We start from the raw sequence: 19,096 nt of genomic DNA on the forward strand, positions 1-19,096 counted from the left end.
GTAAATAGCTTTGGAACAAAAATATTTTAAATGAAAAACCTAATTCTTATAATAATACTATGCATTAGCTTTAATGCTTCAGATGAAAAGAAATACCTAAGGGAATTCTACAACAGCGGAAATATTAAAGCTGAAGGATGGGTAGAAAACGGTATAAAAATTAAGTACTGGACGTTTTATTACCCCAACGGCAAAACACAAAAAGAAGGCCATTTTAACAACGGTAAACCTATAAAATATTGGTACTTTTACCGCGAAAACGGCACAAAGGAAAGTGAGGGCCATTTCATTAACGGTAAGAAAAATAATTGGTGGTTGTTTTATGATGCTATGGAAAAAATTAATCATAAATGCCAACTAAAAGACAATAAAAAAAACGGTTATTGTTTAATGTATGAAAATGAAAAACTAGTGTCTGCAAAAAAATTTAAACAAGGCAAACAAATTAAAGAATGGACAGATTTTAAATCGTTCAGAAAGGAAAATAACCTTAACGACTTAAGATGACAAAACCCAATACTAAGCAAAGCCATAGTATAAACGTTATAATTCCTGCCCATAACGAGGCAAATTCTATAGCAAAGGTTATTAACGACATTCCAAAGCACGTTGAAGAGATTATTGTGGTAAGCAACAATTCATCTGACGCTACAGAAAATAATGCTGCTAAGGCTGGAGCTACCGTACTTACCGAGAGTAACAAAGGCTACGGATATGCGTGCTTAAAAGGAATGGATTATATTGCCAACAAAAAAATTAAGCCCGATATTGTTGTTTTTTTAGATGGAGACTACAGTGATTATCCTGAGGAGCTTAATAAAATAGTTGCGCCAATCATCGATAAAGATATAGATTTTGTAATAGGAGCGCGTGTAAAACAACTACGAGAGGAAGGCGCTATGACTGTGCCACAAATTTTTGGTAATTGGCTAGCTACAGCTTTAATGAAACTATTTTTTGGCGCCACATTTACAGATTTAGGGCCGTTTAGAGCTATAAAATACAATAAGTTACTGGCACTAAATATGGAAGACAAAACCTATGGATGGACTGTAGAAATGCAATTAAAAGCTATAAAACAAAAATTAAGCTACACAGAAGTACCTGTAAATTACCGAAATAGAATTGGCGTTTCTAAAGTTTCAGGAACTGTAAAAGGTGCTATATTTGCAGGCGTAAAAATATTAGGTTGGATTTTTAAATACAGTCTTAAATAATGTATATAGAAACCGTTATTATTGTTATTTACACTATTGCGTTGTTGCTTATTTTTATCTACGCATTGGCTCAACTCAATTTGTTATTTAACTATTTGTCGGCAAAAAACATCAGTAACGAACCTAAATTTAACCTATCGCATCCAGAAGAAGTGCCTTATGTTACCATTCAACTTCCAGTATACAACGAAATGTATGTTATGGAACGTTTGCTGGATAACATCGCAAAAATAGACTACCCTAAAGACAAGCTAGAAATTCAAGTTTTAGACGATTCTACCGATGAAACTGTGGCCACCACAAAAGCGCATATAGAAAAGCTTCAATCCACAGGATTAAACATTCAGCATATAACACGAAAAGACCGAAAAGGGTTTAAAGCGGGTGCGCTTAAAGAAGGTTTAAAAATTGCAAAGGGAGAATTTATCGCTATTTTCGATTCTGATTTTTTACCACAAAAAGATTGGTTAAAACGCACCGTACCTTATTTTAAAAATAAAGAGATTGGTGTTGTGCAAACACGTTGGGGGCACATAAACCGCAACTATTCGCTACTTACCAAAATTCAGGCCTTTGCTTTAGATGCGCATTTTACATTAGAGCAAGTTGGCAGAAATAGTAAAGGGCACTTTATAAACTTTAACGGTACAGCAGGAATTTGGAGAAAAGCATGTATTGTAGATGCTGGCAATTGGGAGGGCGATACCCTTACCGAAGATTTAGATTTAAGCTATCGTGCACAACTAAAAAAATGGAAGTTTAAATATCTAGAAGAAGTAGAAACCCCTGCAGAATTACCAATTGTTATTAGTGCAGCGCGCTCACAACAATTTAGGTGGAACAAAGGTGGAGCAGAAAACTTTAAGAAAATGCTTTGGCGTGTTTTAAAAAACAAGAATATTTCTGCAAAAACCAAAGTGCATGGGCTGTTACATTTATTAAACAGCACCATGTTTCTAAATGTTCTTATAGTTGCTATTTTAAGCATTCCCATGTTATATATAAAAAACGAATACACACATTTAAAACCTTATTTTTATGTAATGAGTTTTTTTGTGATAAGTACCGTTATATTTTTTATTTGTTATTGGATTATGTACCGTAAAATATACGGTGGCGGTTTAAAAAACTTTATGGGTTACATAGGTATGTTTTTTGTATTTTTCTCTATAGCTATGGGCTTCTCGTTGCATAACTCTATAGCCGTTTTAGAGGGGCATTTAGGCAAAAAAAGCGAATTTGTACGTACACCAAAATTTAATATTGGTAAGTTTAAAGACAATTGGAAAAACAATAAATACATTAAACGCAACATTTCCGTTCATGTTATTTTCGAAGGGCTATTAATGCTTTACTTTGGGTTTGGTATGTATAGCGCCTTTATTGTTGGCGACCAAGGTGGCGATTTTGGGCTCTTTCCGTTTCATCTTATGTTATGTTTAGGCTTTGGCTATGTATTTTTTAAGTCTTTGGCTTCTAAGGTTTAATTATTTTGGCGCTACCCTATCTTGTCGCCCTTTTATTCTTAGGTTTCTATTTTAAATTTTTGAATTCATGAACATAAATGTTTCGCTATATCTTTTGTTTTTGTAATTACTTGATAGGTAAGAGTTAACAATACAGGTATTCGATTTAGCCAAAAATCAGTCTACTTCATAAGAAAAATAAAAGGGTGCCGCTGCAATCCATAACGCATATACCTGCCAATATATAGCCCAAAACTAACTGAATTTACTTTTGCTGTTTAACTGCTAAAAAATACTCTTAATTAAAGAAATTAAGTCTTCTTCTGTTTTTTTATAAGCTTCTTTATTTTTTTAGAAGGTTTTATTTTATTTTCAGAATTAGCACAATAATCTACCAATATTATTTCTGCTTTTTTGTAGATAGCATCATTACTTAATGGCTTACCTTCATGTTCCAGTACAACTTTTGTCATTGCTGCAAGGTATAAACCTAATAAATCTGAGTTCCCCTTAGATAGCTCCATTGCTTTATCCCCTATTTCAAAAGTATAGGCTGGTGTACCTTCCATCCATTTCATAATATATTGAATAGCTGTAAGTCTGTTCAATTCATCTTTTGTCATTGGGTTATTAAACAGGTAATTAGCACATTCTAAAACCTTATCTTGTTCGGTTTTATAGCTTTCAATTGCTTTAAAATCGTAGTTTGAAAGTTCTTGAAAATTTTGACTAAATGTGATATTCACAAAAAGAAAAGTAAGTAGAAAAACAAAAAAAGTTCTCATTGTAGTTGTTAATTAAATTAAACTTACAATTTAGTCAAGTTAATAAACTTAAAACCTGAGAAATATCATAACATCAATTTAAAACATTCTTTTTTTATGGTTTAGAAGATGAGTATTTCAACGTTAAACCAACAAACAAATAGTACTATATTTACTGCATGCTTTTAAACCCAACTTTTTTAAAACTTAATAAAGCACCCTTGCTTTTAGCCTTGGCTAGTTTAGTATTTTATTGGGCTTTTGCGTATAATTTAGTTAGAACAGACTATATAAAACTCATTACACTTTATGTGGCGTTGTTTGTTTTATTTTACAATATCACAAAACATTTAAAACACAATAGTAAGGCACTTACCTATTTAGCGTTTGCATTTAGGGCTATTTTTATTTTAGCCATACCTAATTTATCTCAGGATTTTTATAGATTTATTTGGGACGGACGCATGATTTTAGAGGGTTTTAACCCATATTTATATACTGTTACATCTTTTATAAACAATGGCGAATTACCTGTTGCTCAAGCACAGGAACTTCATGAAGGCATGGGAGCGCTTAATGCAAGCCATTATACCAATTACCCACCAATAAACCAGTTATGTTTTGCTATTGCCGCACTTTTTGCCAATAAGAGTATTATGGGCGCAGTAATTACAATGAGATTATTAATAGTTTTAGCCGATTTTGGAACGCTGTATTTTGGAAAACGCCTTCTAGAAAAACTTAAAATTCCTTCTTACACCATTTTTTGGTATATCTTAAATCCCTTTATTATTATTGAACTTACAGGAAATCTTCACTTTGAAGGGGTTATGATTTTCTTTTTAATTTGGAGTTTGTATTTACTTTATTTAGGAAAATGGCAATGGGCTGCGGTGGTTTTAGCGCTGTCTGTTTCGGTTAAATTAATACCTTTACTATTTTTACCCTTATTTTTTCAGTGGTTTGTAAATCGTAACGTTACTACAATAGTAAATAGAGAGAACCTATCTGCACAAAAAAAAGAGGTTACTTTGTTGGTTACGCCCTATAATAACATTAAACATGGTTTTGTAAAACTAATGGTGTTCTATACTTTAATTATAGTTACCACATTACTTCTTTTTGCACCTTTTTACACCACAGAATTTATACATAATTACTCGAATACCGTAGCACTTTGGTTTCAAAATTTTGAATTCAATGCAAGTATTTATTACATCGCTAGAGAAATTGGGTATTGGTTTAGGGGTTACAACGAAATTGCCATAATTGGAAAAATTATACCTGTAGTGGTTATTTGCGTAACGCTCATCATTACATTTTACAGAAAAAACAACACTATGGTAGAACTTATTACCGCTATGTTGTTTGTGCTATCGTTTTACTATTTTACAACTACCACAGTACATCCTTGGTATGTGGCTACACTTTTAATACTATCGGTTTTTACAAAATACAAGTTTCCATTGGTTTGGAGTTGTGTTATTATACTAAGTTATTTAGCTTATGTAAATTTGAACAAAGCTGATAAGTCTGAAAATTTATGGATTATTGCCCTAGAATATCTTATTGTTTACGGTATGTTTTTTTGGGAAGTATGTATAAAAAAGGCTCCCAAAACACTGGAAGCCTAAAATTATGTACGAGTAGTGCTGAAATTTAAAGAACAGCACAACTGTTAAAACATTTACAGTTTTTCTAGCTTAGTTATGGTGTTAATTTCCTCCTCTATTTCCATATCGTCTTCATCGGTAGTAACTTCAGTATCTTTATTAAAGGTAATTTTAAATTTAGTACCAATTAAGTCATCAGAATTTAAATTGAATTCTTTTAAAACATCGTCTTCTACGTTTTGAAATGTAAGTGTGTGTTCTTCATCATCTTTTCCTTTGGTTATAAAATTATAACCATAATCTTCTTTACCATCAAAAGTAGCATAAACAATTAAACCTTCCTGATCCTCTAAAATTGAGAAAGTACTGTTTACTTTTAAATGTGACTTAAAGCCTGAAAGTGAAAAAAACGCTAGCATTAAACCTGCGAAAACTATTAATTTTTGTGTTTTCATGTTTTTTAAAATTTTAAAATTTAACTATAAAATCTTCGGAAAACATCCTACCAGAAAGCCCGAATTACTTTAAAATGGTTTTACCCTAAAACCATTGGTAGCCAATAGCTTAATATACGTTTTATTCTTATAAATAGTTGTGCTATATTTAAAAAAAAAGGTTAAAGTGAACTTTTATTTTGTTTGGGGTTATACATAACAATAATTTGGATAACAATAGCTAGAAACACCAATAAATATATTTCTATTTGGGTAAAGAGCTCTACCGTATCAATTGCTTTTTGACTAATAGACATTTGCCTTTTTCCTTCATTAATCTGTATTTCAGATAACTCATCAAGATTTTCTTTTAAATTATTAATACCAGTCGCCAAATTATTTTTTGCCACAAAATCTGAGTCTTTAAAAACGTTTTCTAAAGTTTTTAATTTTTGAAAATTCTCTTTTAAATTATCAAACACCTTACTTTCGTCTAATGTGAGTTTGGTTTGTTCAAATCTTGAAATAAGGCTTTGGATGTCGTCATTCACTTTATTGTTATATTGATTAAAAAAAGTAGTATCTGAAGCTGCAACGGCGACTTCCTTTTCTTGAACTGCTTTAGACATTTCAAAAATTAAATCTTTAGCAATGAGTCTATCTTCATAAATTGTAACTACAGAATCCTTAACTCTTATAAAATTATTTCTATCTATTAAGTTTGTGGTAACAATTAATACAAAAACCATTAAAATACTTAGCACCCATTTAATTTTATTGAAGAAAGTCATATATTTTTTCGTTTTTTTTATAATTCTAATAAAAATAATAAAAATGCTTTAGATACAAGCTATGTTAACATTTTCCCTACAAATAAATCTAAAACTTCAATAACAATTAAAATAATGATAATCCACTCCAATCGGCTACTTTCCTTATGGTCCATAATATCTTTAAAGAGCTCTAAATTCTCTTTTATAATTTCAATTCTGTCATGAATTAAGCGGTATCTGTCCTTTAAATCAAAAGATTGTTTTAAATCCTGATTAAGCTTATTTAACTGCTCTTTCTCCCAAGTAATGTCTGGTGCATCAAAAATATAGAGATTCTCTGTAATTTTATTTTTAATGTTTAAAACCTTACCTATAAAACGCTTTAGTTTATGCCCAGAAATATCTAACTTTCCTTTTTCTTCAAGATATAAGGTATGTTCGTTAGTTTCTATTAACAACTCTTCTGTAATTTCGGAAAAGCTTTGTAATGCCACTGATTGTGATGTGTTTAGCATTACCAATCGTATCATTTCCTCATCAATTTTAGGCAACACCACACTATCAAACTGAACTCTTAGCGTGTTTGTTTTAATGATGACTTCGACCGATTCAGATAATTTTTCGGAAAAAAAATTGACACAAAATGGTTTAATTTGTTCTAAAGCCTGTTCTATTTCAGTATGGTTCATATTGAAAAAACTCACCATACCGTATTGAAACAGATAAATAAAACTTTCGTTTGAACTTTTATAGTAAAGTTCATCGCTATCTTGAAACAACAATTGCCACTGCAACCCTTGTTTACTAGCTTTTAAATTGATAGCGCTAGCTACTTGGTAAGCAACTACCGTATACATTTATGTATTATGTAAAAGGTTTTTTTAAATAGGTTTTAAACTTTCTACTCTATAGATGGGATTTTCATCGTCACCGTCTTCAACAAACGTAATTCTAAAATCTACATCAATTAAGCTTTTGTCGTTTTTTAAATCGTATTGTTTTAAAACACGAGGATGCACTTCTTCAAAAGCTAATTCCTCGCCATTCTCGAACCAAAACGTAAAATAACCGTTTTTGTAGGATTTAAAAGCGGCTGTTCTCATGATATTAATAAGTGTTAGTCGTTATCGTCTTCTGGGTCTTCATCCTCAATATCTGGAGGCTGAACTGCTTCTGGGTCATCGTTATCAAATTCCTCATAATCATCTTCATCGTAATTCTCCATAGTCACCTCTAACTTAGTACTTACTTTTACCAAATACTTTGTATCGCTTGTAGTTACCTCAACAGCTTCAATAATTTCGTTGTGTTGGTTTCTAAAGGATATTATGTGGTCGTCATCATAACCATCAGGGTATTTTTCAACCAGTAGCGCCAGAATCTCTGGAGTTAATTTTTTAAAATCTACGATAACACGTTTTAAATTGTCATTTTTATTTTTCATTGGGTTAATTTTTCCTGTATTAAGTTGGGGTGTTTTAAAAATGAATTAAATATACTATTTATATTATTTTTTTCTAATAACATCATAAAAATCTTTTCTTCTATCTTTTAGATTTTTAACAGCACCAAAAGCATGTAATTCTCTTAACAAGCTAATATCTACATCTGCTACTAATATCATTTCGGTATTAGGAGTAGCTTCTGCCTTAATGCCATTACTTGGAAACGAAAAATCGCATGGTGTAAATACTGCCGATTGTGCGTATTGTATATCCATATTATTTACGTTTGGCAAATTGCCTACGCTACCAGAAATGGCAACATAACATTCGTTTTCAATGGCTCGTGCTTGTGCACATAGTCTTACTCGAGAATAGCCATTTTGTGTATCTGTTAAAAACGGAACGAATAAAATATCCATACCTTCATCTGCTAACAACCGTGATAGCTCGGGGAATTCTGAATCATAACAAATTAAAATACCAATTTTTCCACAATCTGTATTAAAGGTTTTAAGCTCACTTCCACGTTGCATACCCCAAACTTTGGCTTCATCTGGTGTTACATGTATTTTTTCGTAGCGCTCAACACTACCATCGCGTTTGCACAAATAACCTACGTTGTATAGTTTATCGTCGACAACTTCGGGCATACTGCCTGAGATAATGTTAATGTTATACGAGATGGATAACTGTTTTAATTTATTGGTGATAGTTTCTGTAAATTTTGCCAATTCCCTAATAGCTTCCGACTCGTGCAAATGATTAAACTCTGCCATTAATGGCGCATTAAAAAACTCGGGGAACACTGCAAAATCTGATCTGTACGCCGCTAAACTATCTATAAAATACTCTACTTGCTGCATTAAATCATCTAAAGCGTTGTAAGGCCTCATTTGCCATTGTATTAAGCCTAAACGAACAATAGTTTTTACAGTTGATGCTTTTTTATTGGGTTTTGTATAATAAATATTATCCCATTCCATTAAAACGGCATACTCATTTGATGCTGTATCGCCTTCTAAGTAACCTTTTAAGACTCTTACGGGATGAAAATCGTTTGAAATTTGAAAATTTAGAACAGGATCATGAATTTCTTTGCGCTTAACCCTTTCTATATACTCTTTGGGTGTTAAATCTGGATGTTTATGATAATTTGGCATTCGTCCTCCAAATACAATACCTTTTAAATTTAGGTTTTCGCAAACTTCCTTTCTGTAATCATAAAGACGTCTTCCTAAGCGAAGGCCTCTATATTCTGGCTTTATAAATACATCTATACCATATAACACATCGCCTTCAGGGTCATGGTTTTTAAATGATTTGCCGCCTATAACGTCTTCATAGGTGTGTTCATCATCAATACTGTTGTAATCTACAATTAATGACAATGCACAACCTGCTATATCGCCGTCTATCTTTATGATGACTTGCCCCTCAGGAAACATTCTGGTTAAATCCTCAATATGATGCTTTTTCCAATACGAATTAAGCACACCAGCATAAGATGCTAAGGTTGCTTCTTTTAATTCCTCAAAATCATCAACGGTGAGGTACTTTAATTCTATATTTTCTATCTTTTGTTTACCCATGGTTATTGCCCTAATAAATAAGCAAAAATTAAAGGCGCAACAATTGTAGCATCACTTTCTATAATAAACTTAGGCGTATCTATATCTAACTTTCCCCATGTAATTTTTTCATTAGGAACTGCTCCAGAATAAGAGCCGTAACTTGTTGTAGAATCGCTAATTTGACAAAAATAACTCCAGAATGGTGTGTCTGTACGTTCCATATCTTGGTACAGCATTGGTACTACACATATAGGAAAATCGCCTGCAATACCACCACCAATCTGGAAGAAACCTATACCTTTTGAAGAGTTTTCGGTATACCAATCTGCCAGGAACGTCATGTATTCTATACCAGATTTCATAGTACTTGCTTTTAATTCGCCTTTTAACACATAGCTTGCAAAAATATTCCCCATAGTACTATCTTCCCAACCTGGGCATACTATAGGCAAATTCTTTTCGGCTGCAGCGTACATCCAAGAATCCTTTATATCAATTTCATAGTATTGCTCTAACACCCCCGAAAGCAACATTTTATACATATATTCGTGTGGTAAATAACGCTCGCCTTTAGCTTCTGCATCTTTCCAAATTTCGTAGATATGCTCTTGTAGGCGACGGAACGCTTCCTCCTCTGGAATACAGGTGTCGGTAACACGATTTAAACCTTTTTCTAATAAATCCCATTCCTCCTTAGGGGTTAAATCGCGGTAATTTGGCACGCGCTTGTAATGGGAATGCGCCACCAAATTCATAATATCCTCTTCAAGGTTTGCACCTGTACAGGAAATAATTTGTACTTTATCTTGACGTATCATTTCTGCAAAACTTTTCCCAAGCTCAGCAGTACTCATAGCACCTGCGAGAGATACCAACATTTTTGCACCATTATTCAACTGTGCTTCGTAACCCTTTGCTGCATCTACCAAAGCAGCTGCATTAAAATGTAAATAATGGGTTTCTATAAATTGTGAAATTGGGCCTTTAGTTGTTGTCATCGTCAGTAAATTTTAAAGTGTTCTTTTTTTGTTCTTTAGACTCGTAAGCATTGTCGTAATTATCGCTAACCGCATCATTCATAAATTTATAGCTTAACATCTTGTAATACAATTTTGCAGCTAGGAAATCTGATGACTTTTCGTCTTTATTTGGGCATAACTCTACAATATCGAAACCTACAACATGTTTTTCTTCAAATACTTGTTTTAAAAAATCTAAGGTTTCATACCACAATAAGCCACCTGGTTCTGGTGTACCGGTACTTGGGAGAATTGATGGATCGAAGGCATCTAAATCAAAAGTAATAAATACGTTATCAGTCATTTGATCTATTGCTGCTTCCATCCAAGAATCGTCTATCGCCATGTCGTGAGCAAAATAGGTTTTCTCTTCGTCCATCACCGTTTTTTCCATTATGTCCATAGAACGAATACCTACTTGAATTAAGTTGGTGCTTTGGCTAGCTTCGTAAACTGCACAAGCATGGTTACACGTTGAGCCTTCGTAAGATTTACGCAAATCGGCATGTGCATCTATGTGCAACACTGTTAAGCTCGGGTACATCTCATTAAAAGCACGAATAGTTCCTATTGAAATGGAATGCTCACCACCAAAAATGGTAACAAACTTATTCTTCTTAATGTATTTTTTTGTGATTTGATGTACTGCGTCTACCATAGCTTCTGGAGACTTGTTTTCTGTAACAGGGTCTGCCAAAAACACACCTTGTTGGTATACTTCGGTACCTGTTTCAATATCGTAAAGCTCCATATTTTCCGAAGCTTCTAAAAAAGCTTTTGGACCTTTGTCGGCACCTTTTTGCCATGTACTTGTACCATCATAGGGTACAGGGATTAAAACAATTTTAGCTTGTTCTAATTTCGCTAATTCCTGAGGAATTCCAGCGTAAGTTTTTGTGTTCATTTTTAAGTATTTCGTATTGATTATATATACCTATTTTGTATTGATTTCCTCAACCAGTTCTTCTACTGGTTTTGAAGCATTTTGATTGGTACCATAACCTAAAATTTTAAGTAAGTCTTCACTTTTTTGTTGCTCGCTAAATACTTCGGTGGTTAAATTACCTTCTGCATCCCTATTTATTAAAATATGCTTAGGCGAAGGAATTAAACAGTGTTGTAAACCGCCAAAACCGCCAATGGTTTCTTGATAGGCGCCTGTATTAAAAAATCCGATATACAAGGGTTTCTCTTTATTATATTTTGGCATATAAATAGCATTCATATGTTGTTCGCTATTGTAATAATCGTCGCTATCGCATGTTAAGCCTCCTAATAAAATACGCTCGTAACTATCCTGCCAACGATTTATTGGTAATAAAATGAAACGCTTATTAATTGCCCAAGTATCTGGTAATGTAGTAATAAACGATGAGTTTATCATATTCCACTTTTCGCGGTCGTTTTGTTGTTTTTGGTATAGCACTTCGTAAATTGCACCACCACTTTCGCCAACAGTAAAACTACCAAACTCGGTGAAAATATTTGGCACGTCTACTTCTTCCTCATCGCAGGTTAATTGTATTTGATTTATAATTTCGTCAATCATATACTCATAATCAAACTCAAAAGCCAAAGAATTTTTAATGGGAAAACCACCACCAATATTTAAACTGTTTAGTGTTGGGCATATCTTTTTTAAATTGGTGTAAACCTTTAAACATTTAAGTAGCTCGTTCCAATAATATGCATTATCGCGAATACCCGTGTTTATAAAAAAGTGTAACATTTTAAGTTCTACTTTTTTATTATTGGATATCTGGTTTTTGTAAAAGGGCACAATGTTTTTGTAACCAATACCCAGACGAGAGGTGTAAAACTCAAACTTGGGTTCTTCTTCAGATGCTATACGAATACCTACATTAAATTTGCCTTTTATTTCTTGGGACAATAAATCTATTTCCTCATAATTATCTATTATTGGAATTGCATTTTTATGACCGTTGTTAATTAAACGAGCAATATTTGTTACATACTGCGCACGTTTAAAGCCGTTACTAATTACAAATGTTTCATCTGTAATTTTACCTGCTTCTTTAAGGCGCTCAACTATATCAATATCGAACGCCGATGACGTTTCTATGTGTATGTTGTTTTTTAAGGCTTCATCTAAAACATGCTTAAAATGACTGCTTTTAGTACAGTAGCAGTAGTTATAATTACCTTTATAATTGTGCTTTTGCATTGCGTTTTCAAACCACATTTTTGCCTTGTTAATGTTATTGGAAATTTGTGGCAAATACGTAAACTTTAGCGGTGCTCCATACTGTTTTGTAAGTTGCATTAAATCTATATCATGAAAATGCAACTGCCCTTTATCAACTTTAAATTCTTCCTGAGGAAAATCAAAAGTTTGATTTATTAAATCAATATATTTTGTATTCATTTTTTTTAAATTGGATGTAGTACGGCATTAAATTAAAAACCAAACGTAATAAAGTGTGCTTTATCACAAATTAAATTGCCGTAAAGAGAATATTATCACTTTGTTAAACCGAAAAAAAAGAGATACTATCAGATTTGAATCTGGTTGCTAGTAGTGGGTACAAAAGCGTATGGCTGTTGAACAGCATATATTGGAGAAACGGAAGTTAGCTTTAAAATTCGGTTACTTAATCTATAAGCTGCTTTTGAATATGACTTCCTAATTTTCAAAAGCCCGAACATAGAAACAGGTTTCAATTTGTTCAGCTACTTTTTTGAATTTTTTTATTCGTTGCTCAAAAAAGGTGTACAAATGTATATTATTTTTTAATGCACAAAACATTTTTAAAAAAAATTTTTATGTGCACCTTTTATAGCACTAAAGCTAGATAATTAAAGGCATACGGTGTTTTTAAAGCATCTTTAACGTATTTAACTCCTGATCTGTTAAGTGTTTCCAATGTCCGCGAGGTATATCTTTTTTGGTTAAATGCCCAATAGCTACACAATCTAAACTTAAAATATCGTAATTTAAATATTCAAATATAGTACGAATAATGGTGTTGCCCGTATTTTTAATTTTTAAGCCAACTTCTTTTTTAGTAGCACCATCGATATAACTAATCTCTTCTACCTCAATTAATTTTCCATCGATCTTAAAACCATTTTGAATCTTCTTTAAGTCTTCTAGTTTTAAGTTTTTATCTAATTCTATGTGAAATAATCGTGCTACCCCATTTTTAGAGTTGGTAAACTTTTTTGCAATGGTATCGTCATTTGTAAAAAACAATAATCCTTTAGAGTTTCTACCTAAACGGCCAATGGGTTTTATTTTTGCGTTTGTAGCGTTGGCTACTAAATCCATTACTGTTCTGCCTTTACCTTCGCTTGTAGTGGTTGCAAAACCTTTTGGCTTATTTAATAGCACGTAAGCTTTAGGTTCTGGGTTTATTCTTGCACCATCATAACGTACTTCATCGCCTGGTTTTACTTTAAAGCCCATCTCTGTAACTACCTTTCCGTTTACAGAAACTAAACCTGTAGCTATGTGCACATCGGCTTCACGACGTGAACACACACCAGCATTTGCCACATATTTGTTTAAACGAATTTCATCAGGATTACCAGATTTTTTCGCTTGTGTATTTGTATTTTTTATAGGTGCATTTCCTCTAGCGTAACTTTTAAAACGCTTGTTACCACTGCCACGTCCTGATGGTTTTCCTTTACCCTTGCCCCCTTGTTGTCTATTCATTACTTAAAATTTTATACAAAGATATACCTAATAGTTTACGAATTATGATTTTAGATTAACGATTTATTATTTTTTGAATTTTACTGTAGATTGTCGTTCTGTATTTATATGTAGTTGCGTTACATCTGGCCTAGAATAATGCCCCACGACATCAAAATTTTGACGCTCCTCGTACACACGGTTAAAGTCTAATGTTTCAATAATTAAACCCGATGCTTCTATAACAGGAGCAACAACCCATTCGCCATCTGGCCCTGCAATGCAGCTACCTCCGTTAGCTAAAACATCTGGTGCCTTTTCTAATATACTTTTTAAGTGCGGTGTATTGTTAGGAAAATCGTTTTTTGTCATTAAACTAGAAACAGAAATTACATAACTTCTAGATTCCCTTGCAATAAATCGTGTAATATCTTTAGTGTTATGTTCGCTCCCTGGCCATACAGCTATATGTAAATTTTCCCCTAAACCGTAGAGAGCTGCTCTAGGTAAAGGCATCCAATTTTCCCAACAGTTTAGGCCTCCTACTGTAAAGTCTTTCAATTTATGTACTTGCAAACCGTTACCATCTCCAGGAGCCCAAGTTAAACGCTCATCGTAAGTGGGCTGTAGTTTTCTATGTACCGATTTTACCTCTCCTGTAGCATCAATATAAACCAATGAGGCATAAATACTATGTCCGCCCCTATCTAAAGGACGCTCTATAATTCCTAGGTAAATTGCTATTTTATATTGTTTTGCCAATTTACAAACATCATTTAAATCGCCTTTTTCAATAGTAACAGACTGTTTTACATAATGCGCATGCAATTCTTTATTAATAGTTTTATTCCATTCGGCACCTCCAGTTAAAGCCAACCAAAACGGATACCCAGGCACTAAGCCTTCTCCAAACACAATAAGTTCACAATTTTCTTTGGCAGCAGCAATAACAGATTGTTGTACCTTGTTTAGAGTTTCGGTTTTGTTTAACCACACTGGCGCAATTTGGGCCAATGCTACTTTTAGTAAGTTTTGCATTTAAATTCTATTTAAAATTACATTAACATCAATTAGTAAAATGCTAACTACACCCGCAAGTATTATAAACTTTAAAATATTATGAAGTATTAAATACTGAATTTTAGTTGTAGACCGCCATAACAATATTAAAAACAAGACTAACAAAAACAAACTTAAATAAAAGAAAAGGTACATATAACCTACTTCAAAACGAAACAACAATAAATACATAGGTATTAAGGTTGCAGCTGCTAATAGTGTTAGCATTATTTTAGACATTTTTTCACCGTAGGCTACCGGAATTGTGATGTAATTTTGAGCAATATCGCCTTTTATATTTTCTAAGTCTTTGGTGAGTTCGCGCATTGATATCATTAAAAACAAAAATATAGCATGTACAAAAATTACTGCTTCGAAATTCTTGTAGTACATAAAAATGGCAAAGAATGGCGTTATGGTTAAAACTGCTGAAGTTAAGTTACCTACAAAAGGTAATTTCTTTAGTTTATGCGAATAAAACCATATGCCAAAGATGTAAATGGAGAAGAATACTACTGCTTTAAAAGACACGTAGCTCGCCATTATTACCGCCACAAAATTCAAAACAAAATAAAATGAAAGCTTTGTGTTTTGACTTACTAATCTGTCTAACCTAGATTTTATAGGCCTGTTAATTAAATCTTTTTCAGAATCGTAAAAGCTATTGATAATATAACCTCCTGCAATGGTAGCTGCCGATGCCAAAACTAACATTAATAAATTTAAGTCTAAAATAACTTCCTTTACTGGCTTGTCGTGAGCCAAAATGTATACTGCGGTAAGATATTGAGCTATTACAATTACTAGAATATTATAGCCCCTAACAACAGAAAACATACTAAAAAATTTGAGTAGAATATGTTTCTGTTTTCTGGAAAGCATCTCTTAAAATTGATGAAATCCTGAAAAGTTCAGGATACGGTAAAGGTAAAAAATGTTTAGAAGTTATAAACCACTTCTAATTTGTAACCTGATAGCGATTGTTTAGCCTTTTCTATATCTTCAGTAAACCCTAAAATATAACCTCCACCGCCAGAGCCACAAAGCTTTAAGTAGTATTCGTTTGTATCAATACCTTTTTTCCAAAGTTCGTGAAACTGTTGCGGAATCATAGGCTTAAAGTGATTCAATACAATTTTTGATAACTGTTTAGTATTTCTGAATAAAGATTTTATGTCTCCTTTTAAAAAATCATCAACACAAGCATCTGTATGTTTTATAAATTGATTTTTAAGCATATTACGGAAACCTTCTTTTTTCATACTTTCCATAAACAAGGTTACCATTGGCGCGGTTTCCCCAATAATTCCAGAGTCTAATAAAAACACACCCCCTTTACCTTCGCTTTGTTGCGCAGGTATGCCAGTGGCTTCTATGTTATCTTTAGAATTTATAAGAATTGGGATACTTAAATAACTGTTTAAAGGATCTAAACCAGAAGAACTACCATGAAAAAACGATTCCATTGCTGAGAAAATAGACTTTAGTTTTAATAATTTTTCTCTAGTTAGGTTTTCTAGTACTGTAATTTTGTCAAAGGCATATTTATCGTAAATAGCTGCTACTAAAGCACCACTACTGCCTACACCATAACCTTGTGGAATGGAGGAATCAAAATACATTCCAGAATTTACGTCTTCTAATAAACGGTCTATATCAAAACGCACAATACTGTCGTCAATACTTTGTATGTGTGTAGCGAATCTTTTTAAACTTTCATTGGATTTTATAGCAACTTCAGAAGGATTTTCATCTTTCTTTAAAGCACCATTATAAAAATTGTAAGGTATAGATAAACCTTTAGAGTCCTTGATGATGCCGTATTCACCAAAGAGCAAAATTTTAGAGTAAAAAAGAGGTCCCTTCATAATAGTTGTTTTGCACGGGGTAATGTGTTTAACAAATATAATAATTTTTTAAACAAAATTATTATAACATCATAATTTATTAGCTCCCAAGCCAATAACGTCGCAAATATACTGTCCATTTTGGCAATATGCAACTAATTCATTTTTAATGAATTCTAAAACAGATGCTCTTTCATTTTGCGGATACAACACATGCACATTGGCTCCTGCATCTAAAGTGAAACAAACTTTAGAACCTTTTTGTTTTCGGTAATTCCAAATTTTATTAATAATCTCTAACGTGTTTGGCTTCATAAGAATAAAATAAGGCATGCTGGTCATCATCATCGCATGCAATGTTAAAGCTTCACTCTCCACTAAAGCAATAAATTGGTCTAAATCGCCATTTTTAAGTATTGAAACCATTTGGGAGAGGTTACTATTTGCTTGCTTAAAACGTTTTTGAGCAAAAGGATGCCCATGCATTAAATTATGCCCAACAGTGCTACTTACTTGTTTCTCGCCTTTATCAACAAGCAAGATAGTATCTTGATAATTTTTGAAGTTTTGATGAACATCATAAGGATATTTTACACCGAAAAGGTCTGAACTGCCCTTAATTTCATCATGTGTTCCCCAAACCACTAAATCGCCTTCTAAACTCCTACATGCGCTGCCTGAACCTAATCTTGACAGGAAAGATGCTTTTTTAATAAAATCTTGTTCTGAAACATCTGTACTTAATTCCTTTTCAATACTCATTAAACACAAAGCCAGTGCACTCATACCCGAAGCAGAAGAAGCTATACCAGAACTGTGCGGAAATGTATTTGACGTTTCAATTTTAAAATGATAGGCATTTAAAAATGGTAAATACACTTCAACACGCTTAAAAAATATTTCTATTTTTGGTTTAAAATCTTCTTTTTGCTCCCCATCCAGAAACACTTCAAAAGAAAAACCAGTATTAATTTCTTTTTTAGAAAAACTAACCGTAGTTGTGGTTTTACAATTGTTTAATGTGAAACTAATTGATGGGTTTTCAGGAATTTGATGTTCTTTTTTTCCCCAATATTTTACAAGCGCAATATTACTTGGTGATGCCCATGTGAAACTGCCACTATCAATTAAATTTGTGTAAGGCTTTGGGATGAAATTTTCTTCTGTCATTTGCTATATTTCAGTTAACAAAGATAGTAAAAGACATCAATTATTAGAGCCTTTATCTAACTACAGAAAAGAAACCTTTACAACCATTTTTTACAGATTCCGCTAATAAAGCAGTGTGGGTTCAACTAACAATTTTATGTGCATTAGTTTCTCAGACTTCTAAAAAATGTGTTTCAATAACTTTACTATACTTTTGTAATTTCTTGATGCAGTGTAGGCTTTAATTGGGACAATCATTATAAATTTGTTGTAATCCCATAGGCGTTTTTACTAGAATTGGCACCTCAAATCCAAAATGGGATGCAATGGCATTATGAATTTTGTTTTTAATACTGCTCTTTTTTTCTTCTGAAGAATGAAAAACAACATTGTCACTTTGAATGTAGGTTTGTACTTTTTTAAAGTCATGATTGTAAAGCAAATCCCTAAGTGCTGCCATGGGATTTTTGTTTTGCCCACCAACCTTTACGCCCCTTAAAAGCGCGATGTAGGTTTGTATGTTAAAAATCTTGATTTTGGTTTAGGATTCTTAAAACAATGATTTCGTTTCTAAAAACAGTGTAATGAATAGAATAATTAAAGTACTCTAAACTTACAATTCTAACTTTTTTGTACCGTACTTGAAATAATTCTGGCATAGACAAAATCCTTTTTAACTGTTTAATTAAATCATCCAAAAAAAGGCCTTCATTTTGTTGGAGTTTAAAATAACAAACCGCTCGGTGTAGTTCTAGATTTGCCTCGTTGGAGAATTTATAATTCACGTCCGTACTTTTTTAACACATCCGAAAACGGTATCGTTTTTAGTGTTCCGTTTTCCATTCTATCTATCATATCATCCATCATTTTCTTATATTCCTCCGAAGGTTCAGAATAGCGCAACGCCATATCTTCCAAGGTGTATTCAATATAATTTTTTAAGGAACGCTTTTGAAGTTTTGCTTGTTTTTCTAAAATCGCGATGGCTTTGTCATCAAGCTCTACTAATTTTTTTGTTTTTCCCATTGCATGTGTGTTTTATATATTAAATATATAAAAAATATATTAAACCTATATAAAA

Annotated in this window: 22 protein-coding genes; 4 read left to right on the plus strand and 18 right to left on the minus strand. The window is 32.7% G+C overall.

The genetic code is table 11. The features are described from left to right. Window positions 1–30: 30 nt before the first annotated feature. Genes CLV33_RS01495 through CLV33_RS01505 form a run of 3 tightly spaced genes read left to right on the plus strand, consistent with a single transcriptional unit; the run spans window position 31 to window position 2,704 of the window. Window positions 31–507 (plus strand): toxin-antitoxin system YwqK family antitoxin, encoded by a 477-nt coding sequence (locus tag CLV33_RS01495; RefSeq protein ID WP_105472401.1) that lies wholly within the window; start codon window positions 31–33, stop codon window positions 505–507. Next, window positions 504–1,217 carry a glycosyltransferase family 2 protein gene (locus tag CLV33_RS01500; RefSeq protein WP_105472402.1) on the plus strand — a complete coding sequence of 238 codons (714 nt, stop codon included), beginning with the start codon at window positions 504–506 and terminating at the stop codon, window positions 1,215–1,217. Before CLV33_RS01495 ends, CLV33_RS01500 begins: the two co-directional genes overlap by 4 nt. Next, window positions 1,217–2,704, plus strand: coding sequence for a cellulose synthase family protein (locus tag CLV33_RS01505; RefSeq protein ID WP_105472403.1), 1,488 nt, complete (start codon window positions 1,217–1,219; stop codon window positions 2,702–2,704). Before CLV33_RS01500 ends, CLV33_RS01505 begins: the two co-directional genes overlap by 1 nt. A gap of 290 nt (window positions 2,705–2,994) precedes the next feature. Here the strand turns inward: CLV33_RS01505 and CLV33_RS01510 are convergent, their stop codons facing one another. Further along, a complete protein-coding gene (locus CLV33_RS01510; protein ID WP_146109698.1) occupies window positions 2,995–3,429 on the minus strand; it encodes a hypothetical protein in 435 nt (144 codons plus the stop codon). A gap of 197 nt (window positions 3,430–3,626) precedes the next feature. Here CLV33_RS01510 and CLV33_RS01515 point away from each other — a divergent pair, with 197 nt between their 5' ends. Next, window positions 3,627–5,081: a mannosyltransferase gene (locus CLV33_RS01515; RefSeq protein ID WP_105472405.1), complete on the plus strand. Its 1,455-nt coding sequence runs from the start codon at window positions 3,627–3,629 to the stop codon at window positions 5,079–5,081. A 53-nt stretch (window positions 5,082–5,134) separates the two neighbouring features. Here the strand turns inward: CLV33_RS01515 and CLV33_RS01520 are convergent, their stop codons facing one another. The 17 genes from CLV33_RS01520 to CLV33_RS01600 all read right to left on the minus strand — a co-directional run bounded on the left by CLV33_RS01520 (window position 5,135) and on the right by CLV33_RS01600 (window position 19,041). After that, on the minus strand, window positions 5,135–5,515 hold the full coding sequence (locus CLV33_RS01520; RefSeq protein ID WP_105472406.1) for a hypothetical protein: 381 nt from the start codon (window positions 5,513–5,515) through the stop codon (window positions 5,135–5,137). A gap of 161 nt (window positions 5,516–5,676) precedes the next feature. Continuing rightward, complete coding sequence (locus CLV33_RS01525) at window positions 5,677–6,285, minus strand: MCP four helix bundle domain-containing protein (protein ID WP_105472407.1); 609 nt, start codon at window positions 6,283–6,285, stop codon at window positions 5,677–5,679. 59 nt (window positions 6,286–6,344) lie between these two features. Further along, window positions 6,345–7,124, minus strand: coding sequence for an RMD1 family protein (locus CLV33_RS01530; protein ID WP_105472408.1), 780 nt, complete (start codon window positions 7,122–7,124; stop codon window positions 6,345–6,347). Window positions 7,125–7,148: 24 nt separating this feature from the next. Then, entirely contained in the window at window positions 7,149–7,370 is a 222-nt protein-coding gene (locus tag CLV33_RS01535) for a hypothetical protein (protein ID WP_042242987.1), read from the minus strand. A gap of 14 nt (window positions 7,371–7,384) precedes the next feature. Continuing rightward, window positions 7,385–7,711 (minus strand): hypothetical protein, encoded by a 327-nt coding sequence (locus CLV33_RS01540; RefSeq protein WP_042242984.1) that lies wholly within the window; start codon window positions 7,709–7,711, stop codon window positions 7,385–7,387. A gap of 63 nt (window positions 7,712–7,774) precedes the next feature. Beyond that, entirely contained in the window at window positions 7,775–9,301 is a 1,527-nt protein-coding gene (locus CLV33_RS01545; RefSeq protein ID WP_042248077.1) for a bifunctional GNAT family N-acetyltransferase/carbon-nitrogen hydrolase family protein, read from the minus strand. Between the two features lie 2 nt (window positions 9,302–9,303). Then, the gene (locus CLV33_RS01550; protein WP_042242981.1) at window positions 9,304–10,281 is read right to left on the minus strand and encodes a deoxyhypusine synthase family protein; all 978 of its coding nucleotides are present in this window, start codon (window positions 10,279–10,281) and stop codon (window positions 9,304–9,306) included. After that, window positions 10,268–11,206, minus strand: a complete 939-nt coding sequence (gene speB, locus CLV33_RS01555) for an agmatinase (protein ID WP_042242978.1) — start codon at window positions 11,204–11,206, stop codon at window positions 10,268–10,270. The genes CLV33_RS01550 and speB overlap by 14 nt, the downstream gene beginning before the upstream one ends. Window positions 11,207–11,236: 30 nt before the next feature. After that, a complete protein-coding gene (locus CLV33_RS01560; protein WP_105472409.1) occupies window positions 11,237–12,688 on the minus strand; it encodes a type III PLP-dependent enzyme domain-containing protein in 1,452 nt (483 codons plus the stop codon). A gap of 450 nt (window positions 12,689–13,138) precedes the next feature. Continuing rightward, window positions 13,139–13,981, minus strand: coding sequence for a pseudouridine synthase (locus tag CLV33_RS01565; protein ID WP_105472410.1), 843 nt, complete (start codon window positions 13,979–13,981; stop codon window positions 13,139–13,141). A gap of 66 nt (window positions 13,982–14,047) precedes the next feature. Further along, the gene (locus CLV33_RS01570) at window positions 14,048–14,998 is read right to left on the minus strand and encodes a carbon-nitrogen hydrolase family protein (protein ID WP_105472411.1); all 951 of its coding nucleotides are present in this window, start codon (window positions 14,996–14,998) and stop codon (window positions 14,048–14,050) included. After that, window positions 14,999–15,901: a geranylgeranylglycerol-phosphate geranylgeranyltransferase gene (locus CLV33_RS01575; RefSeq protein ID WP_105472412.1), complete on the minus strand. Its 903-nt coding sequence runs from the start codon at window positions 15,899–15,901 to the stop codon at window positions 14,999–15,001. A gap of 56 nt (window positions 15,902–15,957) precedes the next feature. Next, entirely contained in the window at window positions 15,958–16,887 is a 930-nt protein-coding gene (locus CLV33_RS01580; protein ID WP_105472413.1) for a mevalonate kinase family protein, read from the minus strand. Between the two features lie 69 nt (window positions 16,888–16,956). Further along, entirely contained in the window at window positions 16,957–18,036 is a 1,080-nt protein-coding gene (gene mvaD / locus CLV33_RS01585) for a diphosphomevalonate decarboxylase (protein WP_105472414.1), read from the minus strand. A gap of 220 nt (window positions 18,037–18,256) precedes the next feature. Beyond that, window positions 18,257–18,550, minus strand: coding sequence for a DUF1697 domain-containing protein (locus CLV33_RS01590; protein ID WP_105472415.1), 294 nt, complete (start codon window positions 18,548–18,550; stop codon window positions 18,257–18,259). Continuing rightward, window positions 18,537–18,800, minus strand: a complete 264-nt coding sequence (locus CLV33_RS01595) for a type II toxin-antitoxin system RelE/ParE family toxin (RefSeq protein ID WP_105472416.1) — start codon at window positions 18,798–18,800, stop codon at window positions 18,537–18,539. The genes CLV33_RS01590 and CLV33_RS01595 overlap by 14 nt, the downstream gene beginning before the upstream one ends. After that, window positions 18,790–19,041, minus strand: a complete 252-nt coding sequence (locus tag CLV33_RS01600) for a hypothetical protein (RefSeq protein ID WP_105472417.1) — start codon at window positions 19,039–19,041, stop codon at window positions 18,790–18,792. The genes CLV33_RS01595 and CLV33_RS01600 overlap by 11 nt, the downstream gene beginning before the upstream one ends. Window positions 19,042–19,096: the final 55 nt, after the last annotated feature.

The sequence above is a fragment of the Jejuia pallidilutea genome (assembly GCF_002973595.1).
Lineage (GTDB): Bacteria > Bacteroidota > Bacteroidia > Flavobacteriales > Flavobacteriaceae > Jejuia > Jejuia pallidilutea.